Origin of the sequence: Streptomyces sp. NPDC048111, from assembly GCF_043202815.1 — a bacterium.
Classification (GTDB): Bacteria; Actinomycetota; Actinomycetes; order Streptomycetales; family Streptomycetaceae; genus Streptomyces.
This window is the reverse complement of record NZ_JBIDBD010000037.1, coordinates 1-15,361: the sequence shown is the minus strand read 5'-3', so window position 1 is coordinate 15,361 and position 15,361 is coordinate 1. Positions and strand designations below refer to the sequence as shown.

The following is a 15,361-nucleotide window of genomic DNA, read 5'->3' as shown; positions in this document are numbered from 1 at the left end:
AGACACCAAAGAGCCCCCGACAGGCGCTGAAACACCTGCGGGGGCTGGCCGAAGATCGTTAGGAGCGATCAGACGGCGCGACCACCTCGATCGAAACAGGCGATCTCCGATGGCTGACAGCTACTTTAGTACCGACCCCTTCGCCGCGCAGCCGGACCGGCATCCCATGGCCAGTCCGGGTTACGGAAAGCAGCGCGTTCCCGGCGAACTGGCGCGCACGAACGACGACTTCCTGCACCTGACGCCCCGTGAGGCGGCGGTCGCCGGATACATAGACCGGCTGCCCGAGGGCGCGGACATGTCCGTGAAGACGCTGGCCAAGGTGCTGCCGTACGGGCAGTGCGCCCTGCGGACAGCGCTGCAACGGCTGGTAGCGGCAGGGCACGTGCGGCGGGGACGGGAACATGTGCGCGGCTCGGACAGTGCGCGCTGGGTGACCCGGACCTGGTTCTCGCGTACGGCGCGGGACGACGCGTGGTGGGCGGAATTCACCCGTGGGGGTGGCGGCGACAACTCCCCGCAGCCCCCTCCCCCGCCCCCGCCCCCGCAGGCGCCCCCACCACCCTCCACACCGCCACCAACGCCCCGGCCACCGTCCTCGCTGACGCCGTCCCCGACGCCTCCCTCACCGCCGCAGACGTCCTCCCGCCCCGCTCGGGTCACGGCTCAACCGGGCACCCGGAGCCGGGCGTTGGTCCTGCTCGCGGCGCTGGGTCGCACCGCACCGGCGCTGTCCCTGTCGGCACGGGAGTGCGCGGAGCTTGAACCGCTGGCCGCCGCCTGGTTCGACCGGGGTGCGGCGGAACAGGACGTGCTGCGCGCCCTGACCGCCGGGCTCCCCACCCCGGTGCACAGCCCGGCGGCGCTGACCCGGACCCGCCTCATCAACAAGCTGCCCCCGGAACCCCCACCCCCCGCGCGCCCGACGCTACGAATCCTGGAGTGCGTGAAGTGCGGGGCCCCGGGACGTGCCGAGGTCCTGCCGGGCGGCGAGTGCGCGGCGTGCCGGGGCGCACCGGCCCCGCGTCCGCCCGGCACGACCCTGTCCTCGGACCGGGTCCGCGCCCTGGCCGCCGAGGCCCGCGCGGCAGCGGTCCGCCCGGGATGCGGCTGAGGGGGTGCGGCTGCGGGGTGGGTGCGGCTGAGGGATGGGTGCGGCTGAGGGGGTGCGCGCTGAGGGGTGGGTGCGGTTGAGGGGGTGCGCGCTGCGGGGTGGGTGCGGCTGAGGGGGTGGGTGCTGCGGCCTCGGGCCCGGCCGACGTCAGCCCGCGCTGCGCGCGCGACGCCGCCTCAGAGCCACCCCAAGCAGCCCGCCGACCAGGACAAGGCCCGCCCCAACCCCCCATGCGACAGCGGGGTTTGACCACCATCCGGAGCCACTCACCACGGACCCGCCGACTCGCAAGGGGGCGCCGGCCGGGGTCGGGGCGTGGGGGGCGTGGGGTGCGTGGGGTGCGGGCGGGGGGTTGAGGTCGGGCAGGGGGTAGACGTCCGGGGGGCCCGGGTCGCCGGGGGTCTCCAGGGCGATGCGGGGGCGGACGATCCCGTACCCGATCGAATCGTTCCGCTTCGAGCCGTCGGTGGGGGCGCCGAGGGTGTTCAGCATGACGCGGAGGACTTGGTTGTTGGTCCACTCCGGGTGGGCGGACCAGATGAGCGCGGCTGACGCGGATGCCAGTGCTGTGGCATCGCTTGTGCCATCGCTCTTGCAGAGCCCGGTTCTGCCTCCGCAGGGGTGGACCATGTCCTCGCCCGGCGCGGCCATGTCCACCTGGGGGCCGTACTGGGACCATGCGGTCCGGCGAAGATCCTTGCCGACCGCGCCTACCCCCACTACGCCCGGGGTGGCGGCCGGGTACTCGACCTCGTTGCCGCTGTCCCCACTGTTCCCAACCGCAGCGAAGACCAGCGCCCCTTTGTCCAGGGCATACTTCACCGCTGCGGTCAGCTGAGGTGAGCCTTCAACGCTCCCCAGAGAGATATTGATAACTCTCGCGTTGTGGTCGACTGCGTAGCGAATCGCCTGGGGAGCGATCGCGTTGAACCGGTTGTCGCCTTCAGCTTGGTTGACGTCACCTGATTTAGGCATACGGACTGCGAGGATCTTTGCGCCTGGTGCGAGACCAAAGGCGCCGCTCCCTCCGCCTCGTGCTCCCGTTCCAGCGATAAGCCCGGCCATGCTGGTGCCGTGGCCCTCAACGTCGTACTGTTCGCCGCCTGGTAGCCCCTGTGCAAAGTCCTTACCTGGCAGGACTTGCCCGAGCAAGTCGGGGTTGGTCGAATCGACGCCTGAGTCGATCACGGCGACGGTGATGCCTGTGCCTCTACTGGTGCGCCACATGTCGTCCGCCTTCATGGCGTCGAGGAACCATTGCTTTTCACGTGTCGACTCCGCGCAGGCTGACGTGGTTGCCGCTTCCATCAGCAAAAGGCCACACAAAATCGATGCCGCAGCGGACCCGCGCCTGCGCCGAACACTGCTAGTTGGCATGAGTTCCTCTCGCACCTTCCCGCGCACCTCAGTCGATGACGGGTGGCACAACTCGTGGGTCAGCGCGCAGCCACGTCTCATCGTCTTCGACGAGATTGCCTCGGACACTCCCGCCGGCGTCCCGCTGCGATCGTCCATTTTGTGAGTCTCGGGGCGGTCGTCCGCCGCCAGGGGCTGCGCCAACCGGACTCCCAGCGACCGGCCTTCCGCCATAAACGCCTGCTCGTTCTTCACCTGCGACGGAGGGAACGGGACGGGGGCCAGTCGCTCGTACCGCGTGCTGTTGACTTCCGCCGCCCACCCCCCTGCCTTGAGCGACCGGACCGTGAGTCTGCGGAGTCGGGATTGAACGACCACCCGTGATGCCGGAACTGCTGCCAGGCATGCGGACCGCATTGCGACCGGGCGGACTCTGCCTGGGCCCCGACGGAGTTTGCTCCCAGGCCGTGTTGCGTTCCGGGACGACCCGGATTGAAGGCGCGCTCAGCCCGTCGGGTAAGGCTGGCTGATACGCACTCACTGCCGGGGCACCACCGTCGGTGGTCGGTCCAGACAAGTTCGCAGCGTGCCCTGTTGTGCGTGCAGAGGCTGGCATCGAGGCCACCGAGTCAGCGTCCATATGCACACGGCGCCAGGCATTCGCCCGAACAGAGGGATCAGATGCGACGACGTCCGGCCGGTACGACTGAGCAGGCGCGAAAGAGGCGGACGCGTGTGCATGCGCTGGGGCACTGCGGGCGAGGGGACCAGCATCCTGGCCCGCCGGAACCGAGCCAATGTCCGTGCCATTTCGGTCGCGCAACCGGACGTGCTCCGGCACGATCGCAGTCGGCATCGACGGAAACCGGGGCCGCTCAAGGGCGTTCAACTGGGTTTCGCAGTGCCGGTAGGCCTGGCTCAGCTTTCTCATTTGGGTCACCGCCTCCTGGCGGAGCCGTTCACGGTCCGATTCCAGGGGCGTCGGTTCTTGTGGGTGCTCGCGGGGGGCCCGCGCCGGGTTTGGGGGCGGGGTGGCTCGGGGCATGGCCGCCTGGGCCGTGGCGATGGCGGATGCGGCCTGGGTCAGCCATTTTGCGGAGCCTTCGCTGAAGTCGCCCAGGCGGAGCGCGGCGTTGGCCAGGTCCGCGCTCCAGGTGCGGAACGCGTCCGCGCCCGCACCCTTCCACTCCACCCACTGGGGGCGGACCTTCAGGTCGTCCGCGATCGTGCGGATCTCCTGGGCCGCGGCGGCCAGCCGGTCGGCCGCTTGTTGGACCGTGCCTCCGTTCGCCCGGTCCAGCCAGGCCAGCATCGCCTCGTGGCTCATTCCCTCGAAGGGGGTGCTCGCGCCCATCAGATCGTGCCTCCGGTGTCGCCGCCGGGGCGGGGCTTGCCCGGGGCCGGGGCGGGCCGGGCAGGGGCGGGGCCGTAGTGCTTTCTGGTCTCCTCGCTGATCGCGGCCATCCGTCGGCGGACGTCCTCGTCAATGTTCTGGTAGCCCTCGTGCGAGGCGAGGACCGCGATGCCCATGCCTTCAAGGGAGTCCGCCAGCAGAGTCGACAGGGTTTCCAGTTCGGCGATCACCCTGTCGTAGGAGGCGAACAGGCCCGATGCCTCGTGGAAGGCGGCGGCCCCGCCGCCGAACTGGTCGCGGGCCACGCGCTGTTGACCCACTTCGTGCGGGCCGGCCGGTGACCCTTTGAGGGTGCGGAGCAGTTCGTCCACCCGGCGCCGGAACGTCGTGAAGGACGACAGCTCGGCGACCACGTCGCCCGCCGCCGCGGCCCCCACGTCCAGCACGCCGAACATCCGGGGCGGTGGATGCGGCGCTCCCTCATCCTCGCTCGTCGCCAACACCCCTCCCTTGTTGCGCACTTGGCTCCCACCTTAGTCGTCACTTGTTGCGCTTCGCGTCCGAATGGGCGCGGAGTGTGACGGCCGGTGACGGTCCGAGGCGGGGGTGGGGTGGCGGTTCGCCGAGGCTACTTGGCTTGCTTCAGGGTGATGCCGCCGTTGGCGCTCGTCAGCGTCAGGTGGTGGGGGGCGGAGGGGTCGTCGGGTATGCCGAGAGCCTGGCGGCCGTGGCTGGTGCGGGCCGAGACGCGGTAGGGGGCGCGCGGGGCCGTCACCGTGATGCTGCCGTTGCTGGAGCGGGCCGTGATGTCCTGGGCCGTGTCGGGCGAGAGGGAGATCGAGCCGTTCGATGTGGTGGCCGTGGTGTTCGCGCCCTTCAGGCCGTCCGCGTCGATCGCGCCGTTGCTCGTGCGGATGTCGACCGGGCCCGTCGCGCCGCGCACCTTCACTCCGCCGTCGTCGGTGGACACCTGCACCTGACCCACGGACGACAGGCTCAGCCGGCCCGCTCGTGTCGTGCCCGTGACGGGGACGCCCGCCGGGACGTCCACCACGTAGTCCACCGAGCAGTGGCCCGCGCAACCGCCGAGGACCAGTACGCCGTTGTCCACCCGGAACGTCGGATCCTGCGGCTTCGACTTGCCCCGGTAGGTGACCTCGCGGTGCACGGACGCCTGGGTCAGCTTGTTCTTGCCGCGCACCCGGAAGCCGTCCGCTCGGCCGTCTATGCGTACCGCGGTGATGCGGTCCTTGAGCTTCGCGTCGTCCTTGAACGTCGTGTCGCCCATCGCGTCCATCGAGCCGCACGCGCCCAGCGCGACGACCGCGAGCGCGGTCAGGCTCGCTGCCGCGACGGTACGGATCAGCCGGCGTGCGGTACGCATGAAACTCCCCCAGGTGTACGTCAGTCGGCTGTGTGCCGATCAGGGCCGGTCGCGCCCTCCGATCACCAAGTTAGCCCCGCCCGAAGGCCTTCACCATGGAGCCAGCACCACCTTCGATGGGTGGGAAAACCGAACCCCGCACACTGCGCGAACCACGGGAGAAGTCCGGAAGAAGTGCGGGAGAGGTTCGGAGGTGGACGTGCGGGAGAGGTTCGGGGAACGCCCGAGGGCGGCACCCCCGCGATGGGGGTGCCGCCCTCGGTTACGACCAGGAGCTGCTGAGCCGGGGCTCAGAAGTCCATGTCACCGCCCGGCATGCCGCCCGGAGCGGCCGCGGCGGCCTTCTCCGGCTTGTCGGCGATGACGGCCTCGGTGGTGAGGAAGAGCGCCGCGATGGAGGCGGCGTTCTGCAGCGCGGAGCGCGTGACCTTCGCCGGGTCGATGATGCCCTCGGCGATCATGTCGACGTACTCGCCGGTCGCGGCGTTCAGACCGTGGCCGACGGCCAGGTTGCGCACCTTCTCCACGACGACGCCACCCTCGAGACCACCGTTGACGGCGATCTGCTTGAGCGGGGCCTCCAGGGCGAGCTTCACGGCGTTGGCGCCGGTCGCCTCGTCACCGTCGAGCTCAAGCTTCTCGAAGACCGCGGAAGCCTGGAGCAGGGCCACGCCACCACCGGCGACGATGCCCTCCTCGACGGCCGCCTTCGCGTTGCGAACGGCGTCCTCGATGCGGTGCTTGCGCTCCTTGAGCTCGACCTCGGTGGCCGCGCCCGCCTTGATGACGGCCACGCCGCCGGCGAGCTTGGCGAGGCGCTCCTGGAGCTTCTCGCGGTCGTAGTCCGAGTCGCTGTTCTCGATCTCGGCGCGGATCTGGTTGACGCGGCCCTGGACCTGGTCGCTGTCACCGGAGCCGTCGACGATCGTCGTCTCGTCCTTGGTGATGACGACCTTGCGGGCGCGGCCGAGCAGGTCGAGACCGGCGTTCTCCAGCTTGAGGCCGACCTCCTCGGAGATGACGGTGCCGCCCGTGAGGATGGCGATGTCGCCGAGCATGGCCTTGCGGCGGTCACCGAAGCCCGGGGCCTTGACGGCGACGGACTTGAAGGTGCCACGGATCTTGTTGACGACCAGGGTCGACAGGGCCTCGCCCTCGACGTCCTCGGCGATGATCAGCAGCGGCTTGCCGGACTGCATGACCTTCTCGAGGAGCGGCAGCAGGTCCTTGACCGAGCTGATCTTCGAGTTGACGATCAGGATGTACGGGTCGTCGAGCGACGCCTCCATACGCTCCATGTCGGTGGCGAAGTACGCCGAGATGTAGCCCTTGTCGAAGCGCATGCCCTCGGTGAGCTCGAGCTCGAGACCGAAGGTCTGCGACTCCTCGACCGTGATGACGCCTTCCTTGCCGACCTTGTCCATCGCCTCGGCGATGAGTTCGCCGATCTGGGTGTCGGCGGCGGAGATGGAGGCCGTCGAAGCGATCTGCTCCTTGGTCTCGACATCCTTCGCCTGCTCCAGGAGGGCGGCGGAGACGGCCTCGACGGCCTTCTCGATGCCGCGCTTCAGGGCCATCGGGTTGGCGCCGGCGGCGACGTTGCGCAGACCCTCGCGCACCAGGGCCTGGGCGAGGACGGTCGCGGTGGTCGTTCCGTCACCGGCGACGTCGTCCGTCTTCTTGGCGACTTCCTTGACCAGCTCGGCGCCGATCTTCTCGTACGGGTCCTCGAGCTCGATCTCCTTGGCGATGGAAACACCATCGTTGGTGATCGTGGGGGCGCCCCACTTCTTCTCGAGGACGACGTTGCGGCCCTTGGGGCCGAGGGTGACCTTGACGGCGTCGGCGAGCTGGTTCATCCCGCGCTCGAGACCGCGCCGTGCCTCCTCGTCGAACGCGATGATCTTGGCCATGTGAAGTGGTCCTCCCGGACAGGGGTGGCGTTCTTCGTGGATCGCGCTCGTGCCCGCGACGGACGGCCTGCAGCCCTTGTGGTTCCTTGCCCCACCCGGGTTGCGGGCCTCACTGGCCCGATCCAAGTTCTGTCACTCTCACCTGGAGAGTGCTAAGCCCAATGATTAGCACTCGGCACCTGCGAGTGCAAGCGAGTCTCTTGAACCGGGCGCTCTGATTTGCCCTGCGGGTCGGCCTGTCCCGGGGGCGCCGCCCCGGGGGCCCGCGGATGCCACCCGGGGCCGCCCGCCCCCCGGGGCCCGGGGTGTGCGCAGTTCCCCGCGCCCCTCAACCCCTCGTCCGTGTGCGGGCCGTGCTCGCTCCTCGCGCCGTTCCCCGCGCCCCTCGAACCCCCTCTCCCCTGCGGGCCGTGGTCGCTTCTCGCGCAGTTCCCCGCGCCCCCAAAAACCTCGGTCGCATGCGGACCGTGCCCGCTTGCTCGCGCAGTTCCCCGCGCCCCTGGCAGGGCTGGGGGTGCCCGGGGGTTGCGCAGTTCCCCGCACCCCTTGGCTCCGCGGTCGTGTGCGGACCGCGGTCGCTTCTCGCGCAGTTCCCCGCGCCCCTAGCAGCACTGGTGCTGGCCCGCATCGGCCACCTCAGCCCGTCCGGCGATTGAGGACGAGCGCCGTTCAGGCGCGAAAGCGGGGGTGCAGGGGGCGCAGCCCCCGCCGGGGTTCGAGGGGCGGAGCCCCTCAGCGGGTCTGGGGCGCAGCCCCAGGGGCCGAACCCTTCAACCCGCGTCACGGGCGGGCGGGTGGGCAAGCCCCCTGGGGGGTCTGGGGCGCAGCCCCAGGGCTCAGCCGATACAACCCCCTGCACGGGCGGGCGGGTGGGCAAGCGCCTCGGGGTCTGGGGCGCAGCCCCAGGGAGCCGGTGCCCAGCCAACCCCCGTCACGGGCGGGCCGGTGGGCAAGCGCCCCCGGGGTCTGGGGCGGAGCCGCAGGGGCCCGCGCCCTTCGAACCCTGCACGGGCGGCCGGGCAAGCGCTCGGGGCCCGGGGCGGAGCCCCAGGGGGAGGGGATGCGTGAAGGGGGCCACCTTTGGGGGTGGCCCCCTTCATGCCTGCTTGCGTCGGTGGTCGATCGCGCCGAGATCAGACGGCGAGCTTGACCATGTCCGCCTGCGGACCCTTCTGGCCCTGCGAGATCTCGAACTCGACTCGCTGACCTTCTTCAAGGGTGCGGTAACCGTCCATCTGGATCGCGCTGTAGTGGACGAAAACATCCGCACCACCGTCGACCGCGATGAAGCCGTACCCCTTCTCCGCGTTGAACCACTTGACGGTGCCCTGAGCCATGCCTAACTCCCCTATTACTGGCCCTTGCACGGGACCACACTTCGCGGACCCGGGTCAGACCTGCACCCTCCGACAGGAGAGGGTGTGCGCCGGAACGCGTCGACCGCGGCTGAATGTATCTGCCCAACTGCCCTCTGCAACAGGTCAATCGGACGAGAATTCCGGGCACGCGAGGAGAGCGGAATGCCATCAATTCAACATTCCGGGGCAAGTCGGGCCGGGCAAAGCGCACTTAAGGCGCAAAGGGCTCTCACACTTTGACCCCATGTTGTCGCGTTCTCATATGCGCTCGGCACACGAAGCGAAGGGGCTTCCCCAACTGTACCCCGCTCAACCATGTTGAATTGCCCCCTCCGCTTCTCGTGCGGAGGGGGCAATTCCGAATACCGCGCGCGGCGTTCGGCGGGTGCAGGGGTGCTGCGGCGTTCAGCCGCCAGCGACCGCCGGGATGATCGAGACACCGGCACCGTCGGGCGTGGCCGTCTCCAGGCCCTGCTCGAAGCGGACGTCGTCGTCGTTGACGTACACGTTGACGAAGCGGCGCAGCTTGCCCTGGTCGTCCAGGACGCGCGCGGCGATGCCCGTGTGGTTCTTCTCCAGGTCGGCGATGACCTCGGCGAGGGTGGTGCCCTCGGCGGCGACCTCGGCCTGGCCGCCCGTGTAGGTGCGCAGGATGGTGGGGATGCGGACGTTCACGCTCATGGTGTCGGTGCTCCTAGTCGTTCGGCAGTGCTCAGTGGGCGAGGCCCGCGTCGCGGAAGGCGTCCAGGCTGGGACGGATGGTCGCGGTCGCCTGGGAGGTGGCCGCCACCGCGTCCAGGGTCTTGAGCCCGTCACCGGTGTTGAGCACGACGGTGGTGAGCGACGGGTCGAGGAGGCCGGCCTCGATGAGCTTGCGCGTCACGCCGACCGTCACACCGCCCGCGGTCTCCGCGAAGATGCCCTCGGTGCGGGCGAGCAGCTTGATGGCGTCCACGATCTGCTCGTCGTTCACGTCCTCCACCGCACCGCCCGTGCGGCGCGCGATGTCCAGGACGTAGGGGCCGTCCGCCGGGTTGCCGATGGCGAGCGACTTGGCGATGGTGTCGGGCTTCTGCGGGCGTACGACGTCGTGGCCGGCCTTGAAGGCGGTCGACACCGGGGAGCAGCCCTCGGCCTGGGCGCCGAAGATCTTGTACGGCTTGTCCTCGACCAGGCCGAGCTTGATCAGCTCCTGGAGGCCCTTGTCGATCTTGGTGAGCTGGGAGCCCGAGGCGATCGGGATGACCAGCTGGTCGGGGAGCTGCCAGCCGAGCTGCTCGCAGATCTCGTACGCCAGCGTCTTGGAACCCTCGCCGTAGTACGGCCGCAGGTTGACGTTGACGAAGCCCCAGCCCTCGCCCAGCGGGTCGCCGATGAGCTCGGAGCAGAAGCGGTTGACGTCGTCGTAGTTGCCCTCGATGCCGACGAGCTCGCCGCCGTACACCGCGGCCATGACGACCTTGCCCTGCTCCAGGTCGTGCGGGATGAACACGCAGGAGCGGAAGCCGGCCCGGGCGGCGGCGGCGCCGACGGCTCCGGCCAGGTTTCCGGTGGAGGAGCAGGAGAGCGTGGTGAAGCCGAAGGCTCGGGCGGCCTCGAGGGCCTGGGCGACGACACGGTCCTTGAAGGAGTGCGTCGGGTTGCCGGAGTCGTCCTTGACGAACAGCTTGCCGGGCTCGACGCCCAGCTCGCGGGCCAGGTTCTCGGCCTTGACGAGCTTGGTGAAGCCGGGGTTCAGGTTCGGTTTGTCGGCGACGTCCGCGGGGACGGGCAGCAGCGGGGCGTAACGCCAGATGTTCTCGGGACCGGACTCGATCTGCTTGCGCAGCGCCTCGGGGTCGCCGAGCGGCAGGTCATAAGCCACTTCGAGCGGTCCGAAACACAGTTCGCAGGCGAAGATCGGGCCAAGTTCGAAACGCTCGCCGCACTCGCGGCAGGAAAGCCCGGACGCGGGACCGAGGTCGACGGCGGTGCGGGAGGCAACAGTCTGTGCAGACATGGAGGGAGGCCCTTTCTCCTCATCTTCCTCATGGCGAACCTCGCCATGAGACGGATTTGGCACCTTCCCTAGCCGGTGGCCCCGTGTCTTGATCTGTGCGATCGACGAGAACCGACTGGAGGGTTGCCGGGGCTTCAACGGGCCGTTTCCCTCTGCCCCTCTGGATGAGCGGTATTCGATTGTCGGCGTGACGACCCCGGCATGCGAGCGTCGTCCGCGTTGTTCAAGACTGTAACCGAAGCCCCGGACGGTTGAGATAGTCGTCCGAACCGCGAGATGGATCACACGAGGAGGCCCAGGACCGTGCTGGAAGAGGTGGAACGCTGGCTGAGCAGGCGTTCCTGGTCCGCGGCCGACCGGCCCATCGACCGGATCCTGGCCGCGAAACACCGCACGGGGACGACCGTCAGTGTCGTCCTGCCCGCGCTCGACGAGGAGGCCACGGTCGGTGACATCGTGGCCGCGATCCGGCGCGAGCTGATGACCGACACCGTGCCGCTCGTGGACGAGCTGGTGGTCGTCGACTCCGGCTCCACCGACCGTACGGCCGAGGTCGCGGCGGCGGCCGGGGCGCGGGTCGTGCACCGGGACACGATCCTGCCGCGCGTTCCGGCCCTGCCGGGCAAGGGCGAGGTCCTGTGGCGCTCGCTCCTGGTGACCAGCGGCGACATCGTGTGCTTCGTCGACGCCGACCTGAAGGACTTCGACGCGGCGTTCGTCTCCGGCATCGTCGGGCCGCTCCTGACCGACCCCGGCGTGGACTTCGTCAAGGCGATGTACGACCGGCCCCTCGGGACCACGGGGGGTCAGGGCGGCCGGGTCACCGAACTGGTGGCGCGTCCGCTGCTCAATCTGCACTGGCCCCAACTGGCGGGAATCGTCCAGCCGTTGGGCGGCGAGTACGCGGCCAGGCGCTCGCTCCTGGAACGGCTGCCGTTCCCGGTCGGGTACGGCGTGGAGCTCGCACTGCTCGTGGACGCGCTGCACACGGTGGGCCTGGACGCGCTGGCCCAGGTGGACGTGGGCGTGCGCCGCCACCGCCACCAGGACGGGCAGGCGCTCGGCAGGATGGCCGCCGCGATCTACCGCACCGCCCAGCTGCGCCTGTCGCGCGGCCATCTCGTACGTCCGGAGCTCACCCAGTTCGAGCGGGGCGAGGAGGGCTTCGTACCGCGGACGTACGCGGTGGACACGGAGGAGCGGCCGCCGATGCGGGAGATCGAGGAGTACGCGGTGCACCGGGCCGCTTGAGGGACGGGACGGTGGCCGGTTCGGGGAACGGGACGGTGGCCGGTTCGGGGGCTTCGCGGTGGGCGTACGGGTGTTTGAGAGATTGCGGGGCGGGCTAGGTTCCGCAACATGGTCACCCCGCACGCACACCCCCTCGCCCAGGTACTCGTCGCCTCCAACCGCGGCCCCGTCTCGTACGCCCTGAACGACGACGGCTCCCTCGCCTCCAAGCGGGGCGGGGGCGGGCTCGTCTCCGGGCTCAGCGCGATCGGCTCCGACGCGGACTCGGTATGGGTGTGCGCGGCACTCACCGAGGGCGACCGGGAGGCGGTGCGCCAGGGGGTCGGTGAGCCGGGTGTCCGGATGCTGGACATCGATCCCGACGTCTTCGCCGACGCGTACAACGGCATCGCGAACTCGGTGCTGTGGTTCGTCCAGCACATGCTCTACCAGACGCCCTTCGAGCCCGTCTTCGACGCGGAGTTCCGGCGCCAGTGGGCGTCGTACGAGGAGTACAACCGGGCCTTCGCCGAGGCACTGGCGGCCGAGGCGGCGGACGGGGCGCGCGTCCTGGTGCAGGACTACCACCTGGCGCTGGTGCCGGGGATGCTCCGCGAGCTGCGGCCGGACCTGCGCATCGGCCACTTCTCGCACACGCCGTGGGCGCCGGTGGACTACTTCCGGATGCTGCCCGACGACATCGCGCGCCGGCTGCTGCGCGGGATGCTGGGCGCCGACCGGCTCGGGTTCCTCACCCGCCGGTGGGCCTCGGCGTTCCTGGACTCGGTGGCGGGGGTGCTGGAGCCGGGCGAGGGCGAGGTGTGCCGTCCGGGCGCGGGTGAGGAGGGACGGTCGTTCTTCCGGCACGGGGCGGGGGGCTCGGACGGGGCCGGTTCGGCCGGGGCCGGGCGCGAGACCGTGGTGGCCGTGCATCCGCTCGGGGCGGACGGGGACTTCCTGCGGCGCCGGGCGCACGAGGCGGACGTCGAGGAGCGGATGGCCGCGCTCCGCGAGCAGATCGGGGCCGGCCGCAGGACGATCGTGCGGGTCGACCGCACCGAGCTGTCCAAGAACATCGTGCGAGGCCTGCTCGCCTACCGGCACCTGCTGGACACCCACCCCGAGTGGCGCGAACGGGTCGTGCACGTGGCCTTCGCCTACCCCTCGCGACAGGACCTGGCGGTGTACCGGGAGTACACCGAGGAGGTCGCACGCGTCGCCGAGGACATCAACTCCACGTACGGGACGGCGAGTTGGACGCCGGTCGTGCTGCACGTCCAGGACGACTTCGCGCGCTCCCTCGCCGCGTACCGGCTTGCGGACGTGGCCCTGGTGAACCCCGTGCGCGACGGGATGAACCTGGTGGCGAAGGAGGTGCCGGTGGTGTCCGACGCGGGGTGCGTCCTGGTGCTGTCGCGGGAGGCGGGGGCGTACGAGGAGCTGGGCGAGGACGCGCTCGTCGTGAACCCGTACGACGTGACGGGGACGGCGGCCGCGCTGCACGCCGGGCTGTCCATGCCGGAGGGGGAGCGGGCGGAGCGGACCAAGCGGTTGGCTGCGGCGGGGGTGGGGTTGGTGCCTCGGCGGTGGTTCCTGGAGCAGTTGGAGGGGTTGGGGGTCTAGGGGGCTCGGCGCCGCCCCCTCGCTTCCCCCAGCGGGGCTGCGCCCCGGGGCCCCGGGGGGTTTACCCACCCGCCCGCCCGTGACGGGGGTTGGCTGGCCCGGCTCCCTGGGGCTCCGCCCCAGACCCCGGCGGCGCTTGCCCACCCACCCGCCCGTGCGGCGGGCTGGAAGGGTCCGGCCCCTGGGGCTGCGCCCCAGACCCCCTGAGGGGCTCCGCCCCTCGAACCCCGGCGGGGGCTGCGCCCCCTGCACCCCTGCTCAGGGGCTGCGCCCCCGAACCCCCCTTTCGCGCCTGAACGGCGCTCGTCCTCAAACGCCGGACGGGCTGAGGATGCGCATGCGGACCAGCACCGGTCCTGTTAGGGGCGCGGGGAACTGCGCGAGAAGCGAGCACGGTCCGCACGTGGCCGAGGGGTTGGGGGTGCGGGGAACGCGCGAGACGCGAGCACGGTCCGCACATGGCCGGGGTTAGGGGTGCGGGGAACGCGCGAAACGCGGGCACGGTCGGCGCACGATCGAGGGGGTGGGGGCGAGCCAGCGCTCTCGGGGTTACATGTGGGTCGACAGGGACTTCAGGAAGCTGGTTACTTCGGCGGGGCCGGACAGGGTCAGGTCGGCCTGGTCGGCGAGGTCGGTGATGACTGTGTCCGCGGCCACCAGCAGCCCAGGCGTACCGTCCGAGCGGAGCTTCTCCACGGCCGCGAACGCGGGCAGGTCGCCCAGGTCGTCGCCCGCGTACAGGACCGATTCCGCACCCACCTCCCGTACGTACGCGGCCAGGGCCACTCCCTTGTCCATGCCGGGGGGCCTCAACTCCAGGACCATGCGGCCGGGTTCGAGGATCAGGCCGTGCCGGGTCGCGAGGTCGGCGAGGGGTTCGCGCAGGGCCTCGAACGCGGCCTGCGGGTCGCTGGCGCGGCGCGTGTGCACGGCCACGGCCTGCCCCTTCTCCTCCACCCAGGTGCCACGCCAGGCACCCTGTGCGTCGAGGAACCCGGGGAGTTCCGCGCGGGCGGCGGCCACTCCGGGGTGGGGGGCGGGGGTGTGGACGGTGCCGGTGACGGCGTCCCAGCGCTCCGCGCCGTAGTGGCCCAGGACCACGAGGTGCTCCAGGCCGGGTACGCCCGCGAAGCCGCCGTGGCGGACCGCGACGCCGGCCGGGCGGCCGGTGATCACGGCGACGGACGCCACGTGCGGGGCGAGGGCGGCGAGTGCCGGTACGGCGTCGGGGTGGGCCCGGGCCTTCTCCGGGTCGGCGACGATCTCGGCGAGCGTGCCGTCGAAGTCGATGGCGATCACGGCCCGGTCCGGGCGCCGGAGGATCGCGGCCAGGCCGTCGCGGCCGGACGGGGTGGCGGGGGTCGGGAGGGGTTCCGGTTGGCTTCCCATGGGTCCGACCCTATCGGGGGGTGGCGGGACGGGGGTGGGGGGCATGGGTGGCGCAACGGGGCGGCGGCGGTGCAGGGTGCCCTCCGGCCGGGGGTGCTGGTGGCGGTGGCCGGGTGTCAGCGGCTGTCGCGTTGCGCTTGGCGGGCTCGGCGGAGGCGGTTGACCGTGACGGGGGCGTGGGCGAGGGCGCGGGGGTCGTCGAGGAGGGCGTTGAGGAGCTGGTAGTAGCGGGTGGGGGAGATGTCGAGTTCCTCGCGGATGGCTCGTTCCTTGGCGCCGGGGGTGGGCCATGGGCGGGACTCCATGTGGAGTACGGCTTGGGCTTGGGGGTTCAGGGAGTTCGGGGGGTCCAGGGGGTCGTGGGCCATGGGGTTCACCGTAGCTTTTGTTCTGCCCCCACCCCGCCCCTTCCCGAGACCCTCCGGGGGCGCGAGCGTGCCCTGCGGACCGTGGTCGCTTCTCGCGCAGTTCCTCGCGCCCCCAACCCTCGGTCGTCTGCGGATCGTGCGTGGCTGGTCGCGCAGTTCCCCGCGCCCCTAACAGCACCGGTGCTGGCCCGCACCGGTCACCTCAGCCCGTCCGGCGATTGAGGACGAGCGCCGTTCAGGCGCGAAAGGGGGGTGCAGGGGGCGCAGCCCCCG

General features: G+C 70.9%; 12 protein-coding genes and 1 riboswitch. Of the genes, 3 read left to right on the top strand and 9 right to left on the bottom strand.

From position 1 onward, the window contains the following. Positions 1-109: 109 nt before the first annotated feature. Positions 110-1,114, top strand: a complete 1,005-nt coding sequence (locus ACGF3I_RS32040; protein WP_393138241.1) for a hypothetical protein — start codon at positions 110-112, stop codon at positions 1,112-1,114. A gap of 147 nt (positions 1,115-1,261) precedes the next feature. On the opposite strand, the gene mycP is transcribed toward ACGF3I_RS32040, so the two are convergent. The 7 genes from mycP to thrC form a co-directional block, all read right to left on the bottom strand. Beyond that, positions 1,262-2,725 carry a type VII secretion-associated serine protease mycosin gene (gene mycP, locus ACGF3I_RS32035; protein WP_393138239.1) on the bottom strand — a complete coding sequence of 488 codons (1,464 nt, stop codon included), beginning with the start codon at positions 2,723-2,725 and terminating at the stop codon, positions 1,262-1,264. A gap of 1,098 nt (positions 2,726-3,823) precedes the next feature. Further along, on the bottom strand, positions 3,824-4,345 hold the full coding sequence (locus tag ACGF3I_RS32030) for a hypothetical protein (protein ID WP_393138237.1): 522 nt from the start codon (positions 4,343-4,345) through the stop codon (positions 3,824-3,826). 107 nt (positions 4,346-4,452) lie between these two features. Then, positions 4,453-5,208, bottom strand: coding sequence for a DUF4097 domain-containing protein (locus ACGF3I_RS32025; protein WP_393138235.1), 756 nt, complete (start codon positions 5,206-5,208; stop codon positions 4,453-4,455). A gap of 290 nt (positions 5,209-5,498) precedes the next feature. After that, entirely contained in the window at positions 5,499-7,121 is a 1,623-nt protein-coding gene (gene groL, locus ACGF3I_RS32020; RefSeq protein WP_393138233.1) for a chaperonin GroEL, read from the bottom strand. 1,133 nt (positions 7,122-8,254) lie between these two features. After that, positions 8,255-8,458 carry a cold-shock protein gene (locus tag ACGF3I_RS32015; protein ID WP_005315736.1) on the bottom strand — a complete coding sequence of 68 codons (204 nt, stop codon included), beginning with the start codon at positions 8,456-8,458 and terminating at the stop codon, positions 8,255-8,257. A gap of 426 nt (positions 8,459-8,884) precedes the next feature. Continuing rightward, positions 8,885-9,160 (bottom strand): MoaD/ThiS family protein, encoded by a 276-nt coding sequence (locus tag ACGF3I_RS32010; RefSeq protein ID WP_393138231.1) that lies wholly within the window; start codon positions 9,158-9,160, stop codon positions 8,885-8,887. Positions 9,161-9,191: 31 nt separating this feature from the next. Further along, a complete protein-coding gene (gene thrC / locus ACGF3I_RS32005; protein ID WP_393138229.1) occupies positions 9,192-10,478 on the bottom strand; it encodes a threonine synthase in 1,287 nt (428 codons plus the stop codon). A gap of 16 nt (positions 10,479-10,494) precedes the next feature. Then, positions 10,495-10,649: riboswitch (SAM riboswitch) on the bottom strand. A gap of 132 nt (positions 10,650-10,781) precedes the next feature. Between thrC and ACGF3I_RS32000 the strand changes: the two genes are divergently transcribed. After that, positions 10,782-11,729 (top strand): glucosyl-3-phosphoglycerate synthase, encoded by a 948-nt coding sequence (locus ACGF3I_RS32000; RefSeq protein ID WP_393138227.1) that lies wholly within the window; start codon positions 10,782-10,784, stop codon positions 11,727-11,729. A gap of 108 nt (positions 11,730-11,837) precedes the next feature. Then, the gene (locus ACGF3I_RS31995) at positions 11,838-13,331 is read left to right on the top strand and encodes a trehalose-6-phosphate synthase (protein ID WP_393138225.1); all 1,494 of its coding nucleotides are present in this window, start codon (positions 11,838-11,840) and stop codon (positions 13,329-13,331) included. 549 nt (positions 13,332-13,880) lie between these two features. Here the strand turns inward: ACGF3I_RS31995 and otsB are convergent. Both otsB and ACGF3I_RS31985 read right to left on the bottom strand, forming a co-directional pair. Beyond that, complete coding sequence (gene otsB / locus ACGF3I_RS31990; protein ID WP_393138223.1) at positions 13,881-14,720, bottom strand: trehalose-phosphatase; 840 nt, start codon at positions 14,718-14,720, stop codon at positions 13,881-13,883. 116 nt (positions 14,721-14,836) lie between these two features. Continuing rightward, complete coding sequence (locus tag ACGF3I_RS31985) at positions 14,837-15,088, bottom strand: DUF3263 domain-containing protein (protein ID WP_393138221.1); 252 nt, start codon at positions 15,086-15,088, stop codon at positions 14,837-14,839. Positions 15,089-15,361: the final 273 nt, after the last annotated feature.